Source organism: Campylobacter bilis (assembly GCF_016806695.1).
Lineage (GTDB): Bacteria > Campylobacterota > Campylobacteria > Campylobacterales > Campylobacteraceae > Campylobacter_D > Campylobacter_D bilis.
In genome coordinates this window covers 98,130-117,750 of sequence record NZ_WUED01000004.1, presented here as the reverse complement: position 1 = coordinate 117,750, position 19,621 = coordinate 98,130, and the positions used below count along the sequence as shown (strand labels likewise).

Genomic DNA, 19,621 nt, shown 5'->3' with positions numbered 1-19,621 from the left:
TTTATCTTTTGAGTTGATTTACAATAGCTAACATATCATCACTTGTTGTGATTGCTTTTGATCCTGCCTCATAGGCCCTTTGTCCTGTAATAAGATCTGTCATTTCCTCAACAAGTTGTACATTGCTAAGCTCTACAAAACCATGTCTTATAGTCCCAAGACCATCTTGTCCAGCTATACCATTTACAGGTGCTCCACTTGCTCCTGTTTCAAGATAAAGATTGTCCCCCATAGAATGAAGACCTGCAGGATTGATAAATTGTACTAATTCTATTTGCCCTATTTGAGTTTCTTGCTGCTCACCTGGAAGCATTACAGAAACAGTTCCATCAGTAGCAACATTAATAGCTAATGCACCCTCTGGTATAGTCATTTCAGGCAAAAGTTTATAACCATCTGAGTTGACGATATTACCTTCATTATCTTTTGTAAATTGTCCATTTCTAGTGTAAGCTGTAGTACCATCAGGTAATTGAATTTGGAAAAAACCATTGCCCGCTATGGCCATATCAAGACCATCTGTGCTGGTTGATTTTAAATTACCTTCAGTAAAAACTTTAGTAATTGCTGTAGGACGCACACCTACTCCTACTTCTATGCCTGAAGGCGAAAGAGTGGTAGCAGAGGTCGAAGTACCTGCATATTTCATAACCTGATACATAAGATCAGCAAATTCAGCACGACTTTTCTTAAAACCTGCTGTATTGACATTGGCAATATTATTTGAAGTAACTTCAATTTGTCTTTGTTGTGCTACCATCCCTGTAGCAGCAGTGTGAAGAGATCTCATCATTTTTAATCCTTTTTATAATTTATTATTTAACGCTTGCAAGCTTATTGATAGCTTCTTGATTTAAATCATCCATATGAGCTGTCATGACCTTTTGATACATTTCTACCATCCTATTTGCCTCGATTAAACCTACCATTTCAGTAACAGGATTGACATTTGATCCTTGGGAAAAACCCTGATAAATAGCATTAGAATTTTCTAACTCTCTAAGACGTGTTAAATCATCAATCTTATAAAGATTATCTCCATCCTTTTGTAAAGCTCTAATATCATCTACTTGTGCCACAAATAATCTTGCATTCTCAGTGCCATTGACTCTAATAACTCCATTTTTATCAACATCAATACGGGTTGCACCACTTAAGACACGAATTCCAGCATTTTGAGGCTGATTAAAATAATCAGAACTTAAAACTTTATAACCTTGTTTGTTGACTAAATAACCTTCATCGTCAAGTTGAAAAATTCCATCTTTACTTAATCTTACCTCTCCATTTTTAGTCTGAATCAAATAAAAAGCATCCTCTCTTGTTATAGCCAAATCTAAAGGATTATTTGTAGCTTTTAAAGATCCTAAAGTAAAATCTGTGTATTCTTGAGAAACTTGAGGAATTCCATCTATAGTAGTGTTGAGAAAACGCGATGCATCTCTTGTGTGATTTTGTATAGGCAACTCATCTTGAGTTTCTTTAAAAATCCTTTTAAAATCTGCAATGACGACATCATCTCTTTTATATCCACTCGTATTAATATTGGCAAGATTATTAGTAATAACTTCAAGCTTATTAAATTGAGTTACCATTCCGCCTGTTGCTTGATAATATCCATTTTGCATATTTTCACCTATAAAATTAAGATTTTATAGATATAAAGCAAGAAGTGTTCCAATTTAATAAAGCTAATGCAATGTTTATAAAGAAAAATTTGAAAGTAGTTTAAAACAAATAAAAAGCAAGATGGTAATCTTGCTTAAAAATTGATTCAATCCATTTGACGGCGTAAAAAAGTAGGAGTTTCAATCTGTGCCATTATTTCTTCATCATAACCACCACTTACTTTTTTAAGATTTAAATAAGGATTTTTCTTAGAAGCTTGAGTTTCTTCGGTAATTTTTTTCTCTGAAGTATCTTTATCTTCAAAACCTGTTGCAATGATAGTTACCTCGACTCTATCTTGCATGCTATCATCTGTTGTAGAACCAAAAATAATCTTTGCATTTTCATCGACAAGTTCTTGTATGTTATTGGCTGCTGCTGAGATTTCAAATAAAGAGCAATCAGAACTTGTTTTAAAATGTAAAATAACGCCTTTAGCACCTTTAATATCCATTCCATCAAGTAAAGGAGATTCTATAGCATTACAAAGTGCTTCTTCTATAGCATTTTCACCGCTAGCACTTCCCACGCCCATAAGCGCAAGACCGCGGTGACTCATAATGGTTCTAACATCAGCAAAATCAACATTAATATCACCATTATCAAGCAAAATAGACACCATACCTTTAACAGCACGTGCTAAAATATCATCAACCAATCTAAAAGCATCTTTAATACCTGCTTTTTTATCAATAATACTTAGTAATTTTTCATTTTGGATAACAAGGATAGAATCGCTTTCCTTTTTAAGTTCAAGGAGACCATTTTCAGCAAGTTTTTTTCTTTGCTTTCCTTCAAAAGCAAAAGGCATAGTTACAACAGAAACAGTCAAAGCTCCAATTTCTTTAGCTGCTTGGGCAATCACAGGAGTCGCACCTGTACCTGTACCACCGCCAAAACCCGAAGCAATAAATACAATATCACTTTGACTTAAACTTGCTTTTATTTCTTCAAAACTTTCTTTAGCACTTTCTGCACCAACTTCAGGAAGCATGCCAGCACCCAAACCTTTAGTTTTTTTCTCACCAAGTTGAATTTTAGTTTTTGCTAATGAAATTGAAATAGCTTGTGCATCTGTATTTGCTGCAATCAAATCCAAATCATTTAATCCCATTTTAACCATGTGATTGATCATATTGCCGCCGCCGCCGCCGCACCCTATAACTTTAATTTTGGCACCTTTATTATGTTGCATTTCTTCTACTAAAAATTCACTCATAAAAATTTCTCCTTGTTAAAATTGATTCATAATCTTATGCCAGATATTTGAAAAAACACTAGGTTTTTTTTCTTTCGGCTCTTTAAAATTTAATTGTTCTTGCAATGCAATTGTATCATTTTCTTGCAAATTTTCATCAAAAAAATCAGATTTTATTTCGCTTTGAGTATCTTTTTGCAAAACATTATCTTGTTTAATCTGACGATTAAAATTTTCAATTTCTCCTTTGTATCTTAATTTCTCATTAGAATCAAGTTCATAAGGGGTAAAATACCCCGCCCCATACAAACAAAGTCCTATAGCACAAGTATTTTCAGGATCGGCAAAAATTTCACTAAATCCTGTAATTAAATCTTTTCTTGCAAAAGCAAGCCTTACAGAACGATTGTCAAAAGTCGCAGGAGCTAATTCATCAATTCCTGCTAATTTAGTCATCCCACCGGTTAAAACCACGCCCGCACCTATAGTACTAGCATAGCGATTATCGCTTAAAATTTTTGCTAAAATCATTAAAGTTTCCTCTGCTCGCGCATAAATTACATTAGAAATGATATCTAAAGAAACTTCATTAACTTTTTTTTCATCTCCCATAGAAGGGATTTGGATTAGAGTATTAGGCTGTTGAGAAAGGGCTGCATAATTAAGCTTGATCTTTTCAGCCTCTTTTAAAGGCGTGTGCAATGCCATGGATAAATCTTGAGTAATATTAATAGATCCAATTTGTAAGCAATCATTATACCGGATGGAATTTCCAGTATGCACTACCATATCACAAATAGCACCTCCCATGTCTATTAAAACCGCACCTAATTCTCTTTCACTATCATCTAAACAAGCTATAGCCGAAGCATATCCTGAAAGTACTATATTATCAACTCTTAAATCAGCTAGTTCAACAGCTTTTTTAAGGTTTTTAATATGAGATTCTTGAGAAATAACTATATGAGTTGAAACCTCTAAACGATTCCCGCTCATACCCAAAGGATCATCAACATGTTCTAAATCATTGACTTTAAAATTATAAGGCAAAACATGAATGATTTCATAAGCACTTGGTAAATTTGCGGTGTGTTTGGCTGTACTTACGGCACGGTGAATTTCTTTAATGCCTATTTCATGATTTGGGATATTAACCACTCCTATGCTATCTACACTTTTAGTATAAGCACCAGAAATAGATACAACAACCTTATCATAGTGCACCCCACTCATCATCTGAGCACCTCTAACAGCCTCTTCTATAGATTTAGAAGCCAACTCTATATTAGTAATGGCACCTTTTTTAACCCCATTAGTTTTTGCCTTAGAAAAACCAATAATTTTTAACCCATCTTCATCTTTTTGAGCGATAATGGCACAAGTTTGGGTTGAACCTAGATCAATTCCTAATATATTCAAAATCAATTCCCTTTATAATAAATTTTTATTGGATATATTTTTTTAAGCCTATCAACAAGCTCTTGTTTAAGTTCGCTTGCTTTTAAATTTTGTAAATTTTGCTGCAGCATTAGTTTATACTGATCAAATTTATCAGCACTTAAGTCTAATTTTTGCTTATTTATTTTATAAAGTATGGCTTTATTATCATTTATAAGCACATAAGAACTCTTTTGATCTGCATTAAATACATTGATTAAAAAATAAGCAAATTCAGAATCATTTAATATTTTATCGCTAAGCTTGACACTCTCACGAGAACTATCACGGCTGACAAAACCTATATCATCGCCTTTAAAATCAGCTAAACTATTTTTAGCCTGTTCTTCCAAATTTTTCCTAGTTTGTTCGCTTAAATACATAGGCAATACTTCATCTCTTGCTTCTTCAAAGGTCTTAATCCTTACAGGATCTGTTTTATTCAATCTGATTATAATATAACCATTATCATAAAGTACGGGTCTTAAAAGTTCAGCGTTTTTAGCCTTATTTAAAAGCTCGATAGGATAGTTAAAATCAGAAGAAGTGATATTAATATCTTTTTGGAAATTGTCTTTTTTATTTTTTAAATCCAAAAATTTAGCATTAGCAAGATTTTTCAAACGTATTAAAGCATAATCTTTTGCGACTTCATTTTTAGCACTTTGAAAATCCTTGATTTTACCAAAAGAGTCTTTGTATTTTAGTTTATTTTCATCTTGATTATAGAATTTTAACAGCTCTTCTTCATCGATTTTTTCATCATCTGCACTTAGAAAATAAGTAGAAATTTCATATACTTTTTGAGTTTTATAATCTTGTTTGTGTATATTCCAAAGTTTTTTTAATTCTTCTTCATCAAGATTAATATTTTTAGGATTATAATCGATCTTTGCAATACTTAAATCATCTTGCATAAAATAACTAGAACCTAGCATTTTTAATTCTTCATCTTTACTAGAAATGTTTAAAATAGGGCCAAGTTTGCTTATAATAATTTCATTTGCAAGCTGAGTTTCATAATCTTTTGGAGTTAAGTTATTAGCATTTAAAAGATCATAATAAATAGTTTTATTAAAATCTCCATTAGGGTTTTGGAATTCTTTAGTATTTGCTAATTTTTGTAAAATTTCATTTTCACTTACACCTATGCCTAAATCTTTAGCAAAATTTAATAAAAGCTTATCTTCAATAAGAGAACTTAAAGCTATGTTTTCAATGCCTAAATCTTTAGCATTCTCCTGGGTTAAAGTACCATTGCTAATTTGATTATAATAGCTTAAAATTTGCTTGTATCTCATATCCCATTCATCAAAAGGGATTTTCTCATTTCCCACTATTGCAACGCTAGAACTACGATTGAGATTAAAATCATAAGCACCCCATCCCAAAAAACCCGCACCAACAAAAGCTATAGTACTAACCCATATAGTGACAATAAGGTATTTTTTGTGATGTTGCATCCAAGTAAGCATATCATTCCTTGATTTATTTTAAATGCTATGATTGTATCGTAGAAGTGTTTAAGTAGAGTTTAATTATGAAATTTTTACCAAAAATATTTATTCTTTCAATTTTTTGAAATGAAATTTAGCTATAATTTAATCTTAATTAGCATAAAATTTTAGGATTGCATTGTGGAAATTCCTCATACTCCGGTTTTACTTCATGAAGTTCAAGAAGTTTTTAAAAGCCTTAAAACAGGTTATTTTCTAGACTGTACTTTGGGTTTTGCTGGTCATAGTAAAGCTTTACTTATGAAGCATCCTCATATGCAATTTATTGCTTGCGATCAAGACACACAAGCATTAGAATTTTCTAAAAAACATCTTGAATATTTTGGAAATAGAATCACTTTCATACAAAGTAATTTTAGTGAAATTTTAGAAAAAATTCCTTCCAAAGAGAATTTAAAAGGTATTTTAGCTGATATTGGAGTTTCTTCATTTCAGCTTGATAATAATTTAAGAGGATTTAGCTTAAAATCTGATTTTTTAGATATGAGAATGGATCAAAATGCTAAAATATCAGCTTTTGACGTTGTAAATACTTATACAAAAGAACAATTAGCCTTTATCTTTAAAGAATACGGACAATTACATAATGGCTCTTTTCTTGCTGAAAAAATTTGCCTTGCAAGAAACAAAGCTAGCATTAAAAGCGGCAAAGAACTTTATCAAATTATAGGAAAAAGCAAACAAAACCATAGAAAAGTATCTCAAGCCACCTTAGTTTTTCAAGCTATTAGGATAGAAGTAAATCAAGAACTTAAAGTACTTGAAAATTTTCTACAAAGTCTTGAAAATTTAAGATTGAAAGATTGTATTTTAGCTATTATTAGTTTTCATTCTTTAGAAGATAAAATAGTAAAAAATTTTTTTAAAAAATGGGCGAAAAATTGTATTTGCGATGAAAGAACAATGCGTTGTACGTGTACAAAAAACCATAGTCTAGGAAAAATAATAAGCAAAAAAGCCATAAGTGCTACTAAAGAAGAATTATTAAAAAACCCCCGATCAAGCTGTGCTAAAATGCGTGTTTTTCACTTTAAAACATGGGATAAGGTATGTTAGAAGACGATTTTTTAAAAGAACGCCAAAACATACGTCAAAAAATGCTAAAATTTTCTCGCGCTATGAATCAAGGCAAACCGCTTGATGATGATTTAAAAGAAGAACTTTCTAGTGATAATATTTTAAGGCGTCGCTTTAAAAAAACAAACACGCATACATTTTTAGAAGAATTAGATAAAGAATACGAATCACAAAATACTCAAAAATCCAATATTTACCTTAAAAAAGATCTCATTAATGTTAAATTAGAAGAAAGACAATCACTTGCTAAAAAAATTCTTTCTAAAATGAAAAAAAGAAAAAAAGAAGATTCTAAAAAAACTAAAAAAATTTTTCCTTTTGTAAGAAAAAAACTAAATGATAGTAAAAACATCCCTCTTAAAACTCAAAATACTTCAAATCCTGATGTAAATGCAAAACCAACTCAAGCAAAAAAAGAATGTAAAAAGCCTTTAAATCAAAGCTCTAATAAAACTCAAAAAACACCTCTAATAAACACCTCAAATACTCTTAAAAAACCCTCGATAGAAAATCAAGTAAGCATCAAGCAAAGTCTAGAGAATTTACAAAAGAAAATCACACAAAAAGAAAGCAAACAAAACCACGCCCCTATCCTCTTAACGCAAAAAAAACAAGAAGATGAAGACTCTCAAAAAGTAAAAAACGTTTTATTAGAAGGTTTTTATGATGCTACAAAAGAAGATAGAAATTTAAATTTTCATCATCTTTTATTTGCAATCTTACTTATCACTTTTGCATTAATCTTATTTACACCTCAAATTTATATTAGAAATCAAATTTATTATCTAAGCAGAGAAATTGCCACGTTAAAAACAGAACAAAGTGTTTTAAACGAAGAGAATAAAGATTTACAAAGAAGATTAGAAAATATGCGTTTTCAAAATCAAATTTTAGATTATTTAGAATGAATGATTTTATCTAAGACGTATTGTTCTAACTGGGCTTTTGGGATTTCTTTTTTTAAAGCTTCTTTATAAAATTCACCTGCCATTGTAGAGTATTTTTCATAAGCAAAATAAGGAAAATGTAAGGTCCAAGCCTTTTGGATGAGTTGCTTAGAAATCATCTTACGAGCATAAACTTTAAAAATATCATATCCTATAAATACACAAGCACTAACCATCACAGCACTTATAATACTTATATGAAAATCAAGCTTAGTCAAAAAATAATGTGTAATTAAAAGCAAAGGTAATAAAATCACCATACATAAAACCCCAAAATACACATAAGAATTTAAAATCTTGAAATTAAAATTTAACTTAGAAGGATCTACAAGCATACCATCATTAAAAAGTGCATTAGCTTCTAGTAAATCACGCACAAGTACAGGCTGATGATCTGATACTCTAAATAAGAAATGAAGACTGAATTCTTTAAACCGTTTCATGACCCACACTTTGTTTTTTGATGAAAATTCTACCTAAAGAAAATTAATTCCAAGTAAAAATGCTTTTGATAAAGTCAAGTTTTCAAAGCTTTAAGCGCTATTAAAATCATACATTCATGAAAAACAAAATATCTTAAACAATAATCTTTTATCAAATATTTTAAGCATTGAATTTATTAATCTTTGATGATTTTAAGACACTAATCCATGCCATGTTTAAAAAAGTTTTTTGATAAAAGATCTATAAAAAAAGTCCTTAAAAATCTTCAATGAAAAAAGCAAAAACATACTCTTAACTAAGCAATTGTAAAAAATCACAATTTGTCTTTATAAAGTTTTACTAACAAGCTCTTGAGTAATTCTAGCAATTTCTAATTCCTCATCTGTAGGCACAACCAAAATCTTTACCTTAGAAGAATTAGAATTTATCATCCTTGCTGCTGAAGATTTTTCTTTATTAAGCTCATGATCTAAAACTATGCCAAGATGGCTTAATCTTTCACAAACTTTTTGGCGTACTAAAGTATCATTTTCCCCTATACCTCCAGTAAAAATAAGCACATCTGTTTTTGGAAGTACAGCAAAATACGCACCTATATATTTTACAAGACGGTAGCAAAACATATCTAATGCCAAGCGTGCTTTATCATTGCCTTTTTGCATTTGATCTTGTATATCTCTAAAATCATTATAAGCACAAATCCCATAAACCCCGCTTTTTTTATTCAATAATGTATCAATTTGCTCTATACTCAAACCCTCAAAATGACTAATAAAAGGCAAAATAGCAGGATCTAAATCTCCACATCGCGTCCCCATAATCAATCCTTCAAGAGGAGTAAACCCCATAGAGGTATCCACACTATGCCCTTTTTCTATAGCACACACACTAGCTCCATTGCCAAGATGAGCTGAAATAGCGTTAAAATCATTTTTATCCTTTTGGAGTAAATTAGCCGCTTTAGAACTCACAAAAGCATGAGAAGTTCCATGAAAACCATATTTTCTTATACTGTGTTTTTCATAAAGCTCATAAGGTAAAGCATACATATAAGCAAAATCAGGCATACTACGATGAAAAGCTGTATCAAAAACAGCGACATTGCGAACATTAGGGGCAGCCTTGATTAGAGTTTTTATACCTGCTAAATGCGCACGATTGTGCAAAGGTGCAAAAATACTTACTCTATCTATTTCCTCAAGAACATAATCATCCACCAAACAATGTGCGTTTAAATTCTTTCCTCCATGCACCACACGATGACCACAGCCATCAAGTGCATTTAAATCAGCTAAAATTCCTGATTCTTTAAAAAGCTCATTGACTATTTGCAAACCCTCTTCATGATTTTTTACAGGGCATTCTCTTTGGAATTTTTCATTGTTTAAAGCATTATTTAAAACAACCTTTGATTGTGATTCTCCGATTTTTTCTACTAAGCCACTCGCCTTAACATGAGTATCATCAAATAATTTAAATTTAATTGATGAAGAACCTGAATTTAAAACTAAAATTTTCATTATTTTTCCTTTATTATTGTGCTTGAATAGCACTTAAAATAACCGTATCTACAATATCATCCACCAAGCACCCGCGGCTTAAGTCATTAACAGGTTTTTTAAGTCCTTGTAAAATAGGGCCTATAGCTAAAGCATTAGCTGTTCTTTGGACGGCTTTGTAACAAATATTTGCCGCATTAAGATCAGGAAAGATATAGACATTAACATGACCTGCTATTTTAGAATCAGGCATTTTCTTTTGTGCAGTTTTTAAATCATAAGCACAATCAAATTGCATAGGACCATCTATATTTAAATCAGGATATTTTTCTTTAGCAATTTTTAAAGCCTGCTTTATAAGATCTACGCTTTCGCCCTTACCACTATCCCCACTAGAGTAAGAAAGCAAAGCTATTCTTGGTTCAAGTCCAAAAGATTTAGCAGTCATGGCACTCACATAAGCACTAGTGGCAAGCTGTTGAGGGGTTGGATTAGGATTTACAGCACAATCAGCAAAAGCTAAAACCTGATCTTCAAGCCCCATGAAAAAAATCCCTGAAACCGAACTGATTCCTTCTTTAGTTTTAATAAGTTCAAGAGCAGGACGTATGGTTTGAGCTGTTGTAGTAGATGCACCACTTACCATAGCATCAGCTTTTCCAGTATAAATTAATAAAGTTCCAAAATAAGTCCTGTCTTTAACCTTATTTTGGGCTTGTTCTAAGGTCATGCCTTTTGCTTTTCTTAAATCATAAAGCACAGAAGTGAATTCTTCATGGTATTGTGATTTTAAAGGATTGATTATTTGTATGGTACTTAAATCAAGTCCTAATTTGTCTATATCTTTTTGGATCTTTTTTTCATCTCCTAATAAAATAAGATCAACAACCTTGCTTTTTAGCAAAATTTCAGCTGCCCTTAAAATTCTCTCATCCTCGCTTTCAGGCAAGACTATGGTTTTTTTATTTTTTAAACTCTGTTTAATAAGATTGTATTTAAAACGATAAGGGGTAATAAAATCATATTCTTTAAGCTTTTGTAATGCTTCAAAATTAAAATTTTCATTGATTAAAAGATAATTTCGCCCATCTAAAGCATGATCAAAATATTTTTGTGCTATGAGTTTATCTTCATCATTAATAATAGCAGCTATAGGTGTATTGAGATTTTTAGCTAATTTTATACTTAGATCAAAGCCATCAAGAATACCAAATTCACAAAAGCTATTTACCAAGACAAAATCGTATTTACGTTTTAATTCTTCATATTCTTCTATAATGACATTGAAAAAATTATGCGGATCTTTGCTAAATTCTTCCATAGCCTCTCTAAAAGTAAAACCGTAAGCACCTTTTAAGGTTTGATTAATATTAAATTCTTCTAGCCAAGTTTGCAAAACAGGTATACGATGTATATATATCACAGGGCAATAAATTGCAATATTTTTATAAATTTTACTATAATTTTGAAGCAATTTTGCACTAATAAGAGTATTTAACTCATCACTTCTAGATCGCATTAAATAAAGATTTGCCATCTTTTTCTCCTTGAATTTACAGATATGGAACACTCTTTGCTTTTATAATTTTAACAAAAGAAAAATAAAAAAATTATATTTTAAAGGACGAAAATGAAAAAAGTTTTACTTTATATGTTACCATTTGCGTTTTTTGGTTGCTCTGCAACAGTTGATCCTCAAATTTCTATGAAACCACCAGCTTATGTTGAAGAACTCGCTCCTAAACAAAGCAATAATATCCAAAGTTCTCCAGGATCACTTTTTGGAAAAGGCGATAATCCTTTATTTTCAGATAAAAAGGCTATGAATGTCAATGATTTAGTAACAGTAGTGATACAAGAAAGCACCTCCCAAAGCACACAAGCAAACAAAGCAACAAGTAGAAGCAATATTTCTAATTTAGGCGGTGGAAGCTTAAGCGGAAGTTCAGGGATTATAGCTAGTGCTATAGATAAAGTCAATGCTTATTCTAATATAGGCTTTAAAACCAATAGTTCTAATAATTATACAGGTACAGGAACGCAAAGCCGCAATGAAAGCTTTAATACTACGATTTCAACACGTGTAATTAAAATTTTATCTAATGGGAATTATTTTATAGAGGGATCAAGAGAACTTTTAATCAACGGCGAAAAACAAATCATACAATTAAGCGGGATTGTACGCCCTTATGATATTGGTCAAGACAACACTATAGACAGTAAATACATAGCCGATGCTAAAATCTTATATAAAACAGAAGGCGAAGTAGAAAGAAGCACTAAAAAGCCATGGGGCAGCAAAGTCATAGAAGCCATATGGCCATTTTAGCAAGGCAAAAAGCCTTGCTTTTTAGGATTTTACCTTTCTGCTTTTAAGCTCATCTTCAACTTCCATTAAAAACCTCTCTACAAGCTCATTTTCTTTAAGCTTAGCTACAACTTCTCCTTGCCTTATCACAAGCCCTTGATTTTTACCAAAAGCTATGGCCACATCTGCTCCTTTAGCCTCCCCAAGAGCATTTACAACACAACCCATAACGCTAATATTTAAAGGTTCTTTGATATGTTTAGTTTTTTCTTCAACTATTTTAATAGCGCTTAATAAATCACTTTGAATCCTTCCACAAGTTGGACATGAAATGATATTTACCCCACTTTTTTGAACACCACTATCTTGCAAAATCGCTTTTGCAACGCGAATTTCTTCTTCAAGCTCTCCTGTTATAGAAATACGCATAGTATCACCTATACCTTTAAGAAGTAAATTCCCCAAAGCAATAGAACTTTTTATAGTACTGTGAAAACGCGTTCCTGCTTCTGTCACACCCAAATGAAAAGGATAATCACAAAGAGGTCTAAGTCTTTCATAAGCTTCTATAGTTTTTTGTGTATCTGAAGTTTTCATAGAAATTTTAATATCAAAAAAATCAAGATCTTCTAAAAACTTGATATTATACATAGCACTTTCAAGCATGGCATCCACACCATAGCCTAATTTATCACTAAATTGCTTTTCTATAGATCCATGATTAACTCCTATGCGTATAGGAATATTGCGTTCTTTACAAGCTTTTACAACTTCTTTGATATTTTGTTTTGAACCTATATTGCCAGGATTAATACGTACTCCATCGATAAATTGGGCACAATATAAAGCTAATTTATGATTAAAATGAATATCCACTATCAATGGTAAAGGACTTTGTGCTTTAATTTCCTTTAAAGCCCTTGCATCAGCCATATCAAGGCAAGCTAAACGTACTATATTAGCCCCTGCAAAATAAAGACGATTGAGTTGTTCTAAACAAGCTTTAACATCTCTTGTCTTAGTAAAAAGCATGGACTGGACTGAAATGGGTGCATCACCCCCTATTAAAACATCGCCTACTTTAATCTGCCGGGTTTTAAATCTTTTATATTCCATAATTTCACTCTTTAAGTTTTTGATATTAAATTTTAACTTTTATTACTTTAATTAAAGTTTATTTTTGATAATATTTAAAGATTTTATCTAGAATCTAAACTAGCATCAATATAAATCATTATAATAAAGAGGAACATTGCAAAATCTTCTAAAATATATTAAAAATAATTTAAATCATACTTTAGCTCGAATTCTTTTGCAAGCCTTACAAAATTCTAATAATGAAAAATTTTTTGCCTTTGTCTTAGAAAATATCCAAATCATTTGCACCTGGCTTAATTCTCATGAATTTTATGAAAAATATTTAATGACAAAACACCCTTATCCTCCTTTAATCAATCCTAATTTTGTAGAAATAGATGCAAGTAAGCATTGTGCACAATTAGCTTGGGATTTAAATTTGCCACTGCCTAAACATTATAAATTCATTTATATTTCTGCTCATGGAGTGGGTGCAGCAGCATTTTTAAGATATCTTCATCAATGCTGCAATGTGACTTGTTTTCCTTCATGGGTTTTACCCCATGATGCTAAAGAAAGATACTGCATCCATCACATGTATCTTAATAATGATAAAATCAATCAATACGCTATTAATATTTCAGAAATCAATCTTCCTTATTTTGATAAATTCTTATCCCTTATAGACTATAATTCTAATATACTTTGTGGGGTACGCGATCCTATAGGAATTTTAAAGCATAATTGGGGAAGAGATTGGAGTAAAGTACAAAGAAATTATCCTTGCGAATTTAATTTAACTTATGATTGGCGCTATTATATCCATTTTTTAACCCATCAAAACCATGCTATTAAGATTGATTTTAAAGAACTGCAAGAAGGGGTTTTTATTCTTGATTATTTATTAAAATACTTTAATAAAAACAATATACATTATCTTGATATGGAAGAAATCAGTCAAACAAAGGCCTTAAATACTATGAATTGCCTTGCTAAAAGATTTGATTTCACTCCAGTACATGAAGATAGTTATGATTTGTTTAAAATCAAAGAATTTAGAGGATATATCCGCTATCTTCTTCCTCTTACTTTCTATGCTAATCCTAAAGATCTTGATAATATGTTTTCACTCAGCACCCCTAATAATAAAAAAAATCCTCATATCTATGCTAAAAGCATTCCTATACTTTTAGAAAGAACCCATATAAATTCTGAAAAAATCAATATTATAAAAGAAATCATCAAAAACGACCTATGCAATGATATAGGTGTATACATTGACAAAAAAGATTTTGAAGAATTAAAACACAATGAACTTTTATTTACAAGTGTTAAAAACTACTTGCATGATTTTTTATCTCACATTAAAACAACCCTAGATGAAGATGAAGCAAAAATGATGAAAGAAAGCGATGTGATAGATTATCTTCGCAAAGATAAAGCCCTAGCACTTAGATTTTTTAATATTTTTGAAAAAGATTTTTCCCATTTAAAACAATGCCGTCATGATATCATTGCTTCTTGGAAGTACTATCAAGAATTTATCAAAATGCACAAAAACTTATAAATCATATAAAATCAATAGGATCTATATCAGCATTGACATTTTTAAATTGCAAAACATAGTTTTCAATCGCAACTAAAGCTTTATAATTTTGACTTCTAAATAACAAATAAAAACGGTATTTTCCCTGTAGCATTTCAACACTACAAACACCATAGCCTACTAATTGCACCTGCTGCATTTTTTGAAATTGGCTTGCAAGTCTTTCGCAAAGTTGCTGGGCATTTTTTTGATTTTTATCCTCTATAAGCACTCTTAAAAGGCGGATAAAAGGCGGATAAAGCTCTTTTCTATTTTCTAGCTCATCTTTTAAAAAAGCATCGTAATCTTTAATATACTTTTCAAAAAAAGCCCTATTTTTGGTTTGTAAAAGCACTCTAGCCTCGCCTTTGCGTCCGGCTCTTCCTGCAACTTGCATTGCTAAGGCTAAGGTTTCTTCACTTGCTTTAAAACTAGGACGAAACAAATACTCATCAAGTCCTAAAATAACACTTAAATCCACACTATGATAATCATGCCCTTTAGCAAGCATAGAGGTTCCAATAAGCACATCAATCTTATTATCATTAAAAGCTTTTAAAATGGTATTTAATTTTTGAATACTAGTAATTTCATCGCTATCAAATTTAGCTATATTTGCCAAAGGCAAAGCATTTTGCAAAAGCTCTTGAAGTTCAGCTGTGCCCATTTTTTTAGCTTCTAACATTTGGCCTTGACAGTTAGGACAATTTTGCTCTATTAAAGAAGTATAATTACAATAATGACATTTTAAAATCTTTTTCTTTTTATGCATGCTCATAGCAATAGAACAAAAAGGACATTGAATGCTTTCTCCACAATCTTTGCAAATAATTTGTCTAAAATTAGCCCTTGTAGGTAAAAAAACGATAGCTTGCTTTTTACGATCTAAGCTTTTTTGCAACTCGTTTAAAAGCATAGGTGTTACACTAAGCTCACTTTCATCATATAAAAAATGCTTTTTGCTTTTAAAAAAAGTACCTTGAAGTCGAAAACTTCGATGTTTATAAAAACTTGTTAATGAAGGAGTAGCTGATCCTAAAACCACTTTAATACCGCTTTTTTGTCCTAAAAAAAGCGCTAAATCCCTTATATTAATAAAAGGCTGATTTGAAGCCTTATAGGAATTATCATGCTCTTCATCCACTACAATAAGTCCTAAATTTCTAAAAGGCAAAAACAAAGCCGACCTAGCACCTGCAATCAAAAGTGCTTTACCTTTAGAAAAAGACTCTAAACATTCTTGCTTTTTTTTCTTTGAAATTTTAGAATGCCAAAGAAAAAAACTGTCTTTAAAATAGACTTCTAAACGCTTTTGCATTTGGGCTGTTAAAGCAATTTCAGGCATTAATAATAAAGCCTGCTTGCCTTGTTCTAAATATTCTTTAATCAAAGAAATATAAATTTCGGTTTTACCACTGCCTGTATCAGCAAAAAGCAAAGAAGGATTTTCTTTCTTGATAAAAGCTAAAGCTTGCTCTTGCTTAAAGCTTAGCTTAGGAGTATTTTCTATACAAATTTTATGGCTTTGATATTGCATGCTTGCGTGGAAAAAACCCAAAACAAAACCGAGTTTTGAAGCATAATAATACACAATAAAATCTGCCAATTCAGCTTGCAAAGGGCTTAAACAATATGGTGTGATTTCTTTAATTGGTGCGGTTTTAAAATCAGGCTTAGGACATTGTTTAATAACAATGGCTTTAAGATTTTTTTTAGTTCTTAAATCCACAAAAACTTGTGTTAAAGGATCAATCTCATCAGCACTATGAAAGGTTAAATTATCTAAATACAAACCACAAATAGCAAGTTCATAATATTTCATAGAAGTTCTTTGCATCTAAAACTTTCTATACATTTTAACAAACCCTGTTTAAAATCATAAACAAAATCAACTTTCTCTTTAGCATTTAAAGCAAAACTATAATGATTTTCACCCGTTTTCATCCAAAATTTAAAATCAGAATAAATAGGCGTATCTAATAAAGAATAAGCACAATCGTTCAAACAATAAAAAAGCTTTTGTTTAGGATGATTGATTTTTGCATGTTCTAAAACAGTTGGGAAATTTAAATTTTTAAGTTTCATTTGAGTGCGCATGAGTGCAAGGGCGGAATTTAACATTTCATAATCAGTTTTTAATTTTAATATTTTTACTTTATCCTTTGTAGTGCCTATAAAGGATAAAGATAAACTTGCCAAAATCGCTAGAATCAACATGACAAAAACAAGTTCAAGCAAAGTAAATGCTTTTTCATTTTATGGGAAGTTCTTCATTGATGGCTTTTATTAGCTTTTTGAGTTCTCTTTCTAAAATATAATTTTCATAGCTTTTTTTTACAAAAGCATCGACAAAATGTTTTAATTCTATTTTTTTGGTGCCACCAGAAATAAAAGCAATATCATCCTCTAAAAAATTCGCAAATTCTTCACTGCATTTAACAATAAAATCTTTCGCATTGACATTAATAATAACTTGTTTAAGATTATCTGCCAAGAACAGCCTCTATTTTCTTATAAATATCTTCGCTTTCTATATTACGAGATTTAAGCTCTTCTTCTAAACGCATGATTTGATTACTCTTTGCTTCATTTTGTGCTTTGACACTAACAAGCTCATTTCTTAAAGCTTCATTAGCCTTGCAAACTTCATTATACTTTTCTATCAACTCATTTACTTTATCAGTCATAGTATTGATTATTTTTTCATCAAACATATTTTTGCCTTATCTTTTGGAAATTTATAATTTTTTGGAAAATATTTTTATAATTGTAGCAGAAAAAAATTTAATTTTAGGTTTTTATTGTTGATTAATTTTTAATTAAAGTATTTTCTTTTAGAATTTTTCATTGAATCAATTAAAAAAGTGAAAATCATGTTAGAACTAACAAGTCAATTTAAACCAAGTCCTGATCAAGAAAAAGCCATCAAAGGTATAGTCAATAGCATCAAAAAAGGCAACAAATACCAAACCTTACTAGGCGTTACAGGAAGCGGGAAAACCTTTACCATGGCAAATGTTATTAAAGAATTAAATATGCCAACTCTTATCATGAGTCATAATAAAAGCCTTTGTGCACAACTTTATAGCGAATTTAAAGGCTTTTTTTCTAATAACCATGTAGAATATTTTATATCTTATTATGATTATTACCAACCTGAAGCTTATATCCCTCGTACGGATGTTTTCATAGAAAAAGACAGTTCTACAAATGAAGATTTAGAACGTTTAAGATTAAGTGCAACAGCCTCTCTTTTAAGCTATGAAGATGTTGTATGCATTGCTAGTGTATCGGCAAATTATGGATTAGGGAATCCTCAAGAATACACAGGTATGGTTTTAATCTTTGAATTAGGCATGCAAATTTCACAAAAAGAACTTTTAAAAAAGCTAGTGGATATGGGTTATAAAAGAAATGACAATTTCTTTGATCGTGCTGATTTTCGTGTTCAAGGCGATATTATAGACATTTATCCTGCTTATTATGAAGATGAAGTAGTAAGACTTGAATTTTTTGGCGATGAGCTAGATGCTATGTATCATTATAATGTTTTAGAAGGCAAAAAAGGTAAAGATTTAAAACGCTTTATACTCTATCCTACAAGCCAATTTAGCGTAGGTCAAACACGCTTAAAACAAGCTATAAATGATATAAAAATAGAATTAAACCAACGCTTAGCCCAATTTGAACACGAAAACAAGCTCGTAGAATATCAACGTCTTAAGCAAAGGGTAGAATTTGATCTTGAAATGCTAAATAGCACAGGCATGTGCAAAGGCATTGAAAATTATGCAAGACATTTAACAGGATTAAAAGAAGGCGACACGCCTTACACACTTTTTGATTATTTTGCTATAAAAGATAGGAAATTTCTTGTTATTGTAGATGAAAGCCATGTTTCTTTGCCGCAATTTCGCGGTATGTTCGCAGGCGATAGAAGCAGAAAGCAAACTTTGGTTGATTATGGTTTTCGTTTGCCTTCAGCATTAGATAATCGGCCTTTGATGTTTGATGAGTTTATCCATAAAAATTGTCAATTTCTTTTTGTATCGGCTACACCTGCACCTTTAGAGCTTGAGTTAAGCAAGGAAAATATTTTTCATCAAATCATGCGCCCTACAGGGTTATTAGATCCTTTTATAGAACTTAAAGATAGCGATAATCAAGTTGAAATTTTATTTGATGAAGCTAAAAAAGTCATAGAAAGAAACGAACGTGTTTTAGTCACTGTACTTACTAAAAAGCTTGCTGAAGAACTCACAAGGTATTATCTACAATTAGGCATGAAAGTAAAATACATGCACTCTGATATTGATGCTGTAGAACGTAATGAAATCATTCGTAATTTAAGAAATGGTACTTTTGATATACTTATAGGTATTAATTTGCTTAGAGAAGGACTTGACTTACCTGAAGTTTCATTAATTGCGATTATGGATGCAGATAAAGAAGGATTTTTAAGAAGTACTACAAGCCTTATTCAAACCATAGGAAGAGCTGCTAGGAATGTCAATGGCAAGGTTTTGCTTTTTTGTAAAAAAATCACAAAATCCATGCAAGAAGCCATGGATATAACCCATGAGAGGCGTAAATTGCAAGCAGCTTATAATAAAAAGCATAATATTACCCCAACTTCAGTCAAGCGTCACATAGAAGAAAGTCTTAAAAACGAAGAAGATCAAGGTATCATTTATCGCAAAGGAAAAAAATTAGAAAAAATGCCAGCTAAAGAAAGAGCCAAATTCATCAAAGAACTACGCAGACAAATGCTAGAAGCAGCTAAAGCACTTGAATTTGAAAAAGCAGCAGCTTTTAGGGATGAAATTCATAAGCTTAAAGATTTATAAGAATAAGATATTTTACT

At 31.0% G+C, this 19,621-nt stretch carries 17 protein-coding genes and 1 pseudogene; 5 read left to right on the top strand and 13 right to left on the bottom strand.

Features of this window, described 5'->3' with window-relative positions; all coding sequences use genetic code 11:
• Position 1: 1 nt before the first annotated feature.
• The 5 genes from flgG to GRQ01_RS02935 all read right to left on the bottom strand — a co-directional run bounded on the left by flgG (position 2) and on the right by GRQ01_RS02935 (position 5,778).
• Positions 2-793, bottom strand: a complete 792-nt coding sequence (gene flgG / locus GRQ01_RS02955; RefSeq protein ID WP_158334346.1) for a flagellar basal-body rod protein FlgG — start codon at positions 791-793, stop codon at positions 2-4.
• 22 nt (positions 794-815) lie between these two features.
• Positions 816-1,628, bottom strand: coding sequence for a flagellar hook-basal body protein (locus GRQ01_RS02950; protein ID WP_158334345.1), 813 nt, complete (start codon positions 1,626-1,628; stop codon positions 816-818).
• Between the two features lie 146 nt (positions 1,629-1,774).
• Positions 1,775-2,887 carry a cell division protein FtsZ gene (gene ftsZ / locus GRQ01_RS02945; protein ID WP_158334344.1) on the bottom strand — a complete coding sequence of 371 codons (1,113 nt, stop codon included), beginning with the start codon at positions 2,885-2,887 and terminating at the stop codon, positions 1,775-1,777.
• Positions 2,888-2,902: 15 nt separating this feature from the next.
• Entirely contained in the window at positions 2,903-4,291 is a 1,389-nt protein-coding gene (gene ftsA / locus GRQ01_RS02940; RefSeq protein ID WP_158334343.1) for a cell division protein FtsA, read from the bottom strand.
• Positions 4,288-5,778, bottom strand: coding sequence for a peptidylprolyl isomerase (locus tag GRQ01_RS02935; RefSeq protein ID WP_158334342.1), 1,491 nt, complete (start codon positions 5,776-5,778; stop codon positions 4,288-4,290). Before GRQ01_RS02935 ends, ftsA begins: the two co-directional genes overlap by 4 nt.
• 162 nt (positions 5,779-5,940) lie before the next feature.
• Here GRQ01_RS02935 and rsmH point away from each other — a divergent pair, with 162 nt between their 5' ends.
• Complete coding sequence (rsmH, locus tag GRQ01_RS02930) at positions 5,941-6,876, top strand: 16S rRNA (cytosine(1402)-N(4))-methyltransferase RsmH (protein WP_203121152.1); 936 nt, start codon at positions 5,941-5,943, stop codon at positions 6,874-6,876.
• A complete protein-coding gene (locus tag GRQ01_RS02925; protein WP_158334341.1) occupies positions 6,870-7,805 on the top strand; it encodes a hypothetical protein in 936 nt (311 codons plus the stop codon). The genes rsmH and GRQ01_RS02925 overlap by 7 nt, the downstream gene beginning before the upstream one ends.
• Here the strand turns inward: GRQ01_RS02925 and GRQ01_RS02920 are convergent.
• From GRQ01_RS02920 to pta, 3 genes are all read right to left on the bottom strand, one after another.
• Entirely contained in the window at positions 7,793-8,287 is a 495-nt protein-coding gene (locus GRQ01_RS02920; protein WP_158334340.1) for a hypothetical protein, read from the bottom strand. The genes GRQ01_RS02925 and GRQ01_RS02920 overlap by 13 nt on opposite strands.
• 327 nt (positions 8,288-8,614) lie before the next feature.
• Positions 8,615-9,808: an acetate kinase gene (locus GRQ01_RS02915; protein ID WP_158334339.1), complete on the bottom strand. Its 1,194-nt coding sequence runs from the start codon at positions 9,806-9,808 to the stop codon at positions 8,615-8,617.
• A 13-nt stretch (positions 9,809-9,821) separates the two neighbouring features.
• Entirely contained in the window at positions 9,822-11,324 is a 1,503-nt protein-coding gene (pta, locus tag GRQ01_RS02910; RefSeq protein WP_158334338.1) for a phosphate acetyltransferase, read from the bottom strand.
• Positions 11,325-11,417: 93 nt separating this feature from the next.
• Here pta and flgH point away from each other — a divergent pair, with 93 nt between their 5' ends.
• Positions 11,418-12,116, top strand: a complete 699-nt coding sequence (flgH, locus tag GRQ01_RS02905) for a flagellar basal body L-ring protein FlgH (RefSeq protein WP_158334337.1) — start codon at positions 11,418-11,420, stop codon at positions 12,114-12,116.
• A gap of 21 nt (positions 12,117-12,137) precedes the next feature.
• Here flgH and ispG read toward each other — a convergent pair whose 3' ends face one another.
• Positions 12,138-13,211: a flavodoxin-dependent (E)-4-hydroxy-3-methylbut-2-enyl-diphosphate synthase gene (gene ispG / locus GRQ01_RS02900; protein WP_158334336.1), complete on the bottom strand. Its 1,074-nt coding sequence runs from the start codon at positions 13,209-13,211 to the stop codon at positions 12,138-12,140.
• Between the two features lie 136 nt (positions 13,212-13,347).
• Here ispG and GRQ01_RS02895 point away from each other — a divergent pair, with 136 nt between their 5' ends.
• Positions 13,348-14,739 (top strand): DUF2972 domain-containing protein, encoded by a 1,392-nt coding sequence (locus tag GRQ01_RS02895; RefSeq protein ID WP_158334335.1) that lies wholly within the window; start codon positions 13,348-13,350, stop codon positions 14,737-14,739.
• A gap of 1 nt (position 14,740) precedes the next feature.
• Here the strand turns inward: GRQ01_RS02895 and GRQ01_RS02890 are convergent, their stop codons facing one another.
• The 4 genes and pseudogenes from GRQ01_RS02890 to GRQ01_RS02875 all read right to left on the bottom strand — a co-directional run bounded on the left by GRQ01_RS02890 (position 14,741) and on the right by GRQ01_RS02875 (position 17,471).
• On the bottom strand, positions 14,741-16,594 hold the full coding sequence (locus tag GRQ01_RS02890) for a primosomal protein N' (protein ID WP_158334334.1): 1,854 nt from the start codon (positions 16,592-16,594) through the stop codon (positions 14,741-14,743).
• Positions 16,576-17,004, bottom strand: a pseudogene (locus GRQ01_RS02885) (type II secretion system protein); the annotation flags it as partial. The pseudogene GRQ01_RS02885 and the gene GRQ01_RS02890, both read right to left, overlap by 19 nt.
• A 4-nt stretch (positions 17,005-17,008) precedes the next feature.
• On the bottom strand, positions 17,009-17,251 hold the full coding sequence (locus GRQ01_RS02880; RefSeq protein WP_158334333.1) for a hypothetical protein: 243 nt from the start codon (positions 17,249-17,251) through the stop codon (positions 17,009-17,011).
• Positions 17,241-17,471, bottom strand: a complete 231-nt coding sequence (locus GRQ01_RS02875) for a hypothetical protein (protein ID WP_158334332.1) — start codon at positions 17,469-17,471, stop codon at positions 17,241-17,243. Before GRQ01_RS02875 ends, GRQ01_RS02880 begins: the two co-directional genes overlap by 11 nt.
• Positions 17,472-17,630: 159 nt before the next feature.
• Here GRQ01_RS02875 and uvrB point away from each other — a divergent pair, with 159 nt between their 5' ends.
• Complete coding sequence (uvrB, locus tag GRQ01_RS02870) at positions 17,631-19,604, top strand: excinuclease ABC subunit UvrB (RefSeq protein WP_158334331.1); 1,974 nt, start codon at positions 17,631-17,633, stop codon at positions 19,602-19,604.
• Positions 19,605-19,621 lie beyond the last annotated feature (17 nt).

Bases quoted from the DNA above. Each gene is read 5' to 3' on its own strand.
- flgH (WP_158334337.1), top strand. From the start codon at position 11,418: ATGAAAAAAGTTTTACTTTATATGTTACCATTTGCGTTTTTTGGTTGC.
- GRQ01_RS02915 (WP_158334339.1), bottom strand. From the start codon at position 9,808: ATGAAAATTTTAGTTTTAAATTCAGGTTCTTCATCAATTAAATTTAAA.
- GRQ01_RS02920 (WP_158334340.1), bottom strand. From the start codon at position 8,287: ATGAAACGGTTTAAAGAATTCAGTCTTCATTTCTTATTTAGAGTATCA.
- ftsZ (WP_158334344.1), bottom strand. From the start codon at position 2,887: ATGAGTGAATTTTTAGTAGAAGAAATGCAACATAATAAAGGTGCCAAA.
- GRQ01_RS02935 (WP_158334342.1), bottom strand. From the start codon at position 5,778: ATGCTTACTTGGATGCAACATCACAAAAAATACCTTATTGTCACTATA.
- GRQ01_RS02950 (WP_158334345.1), bottom strand. From the start codon at position 1,628: ATGCAAAATGGATATTATCAAGCAACAGGCGGAATGGTAACTCAATTT.
- ispG (WP_158334336.1), bottom strand. From the start codon at position 13,211: ATGGAATATAAAAGATTTAAAACCCGGCAGATTAAAGTAGGCGATGTT.
- pta (WP_158334338.1), bottom strand. From the start codon at position 11,324: ATGGCAAATCTTTATTTAATGCGATCTAGAAGTGATGAGTTAAATACT.
- uvrB (WP_158334331.1), top strand. From the start codon at position 17,631: ATGTTAGAACTAACAAGTCAATTTAAACCAAGTCCTGATCAAGAAAAA.
- GRQ01_RS02890 (WP_158334334.1), bottom strand. From the start codon at position 16,594: ATGCAAAGAACTTCTATGAAATATTATGAACTTGCTATTTGTGGTTTG.
- flgG (WP_158334346.1), bottom strand. From the start codon at position 793: ATGATGAGATCTCTTCACACTGCTGCTACAGGGATGGTAGCACAACAA.
- GRQ01_RS02925 (WP_158334341.1), top strand. From the start codon at position 6,870: ATGTTAGAAGACGATTTTTTAAAAGAACGCCAAAACATACGTCAAAAA.
- GRQ01_RS02875 (WP_158334332.1), bottom strand. From the start codon at position 17,471: ATGTTTGATGAAAAAATAATCAATACTATGACTGATAAAGTAAATGAG.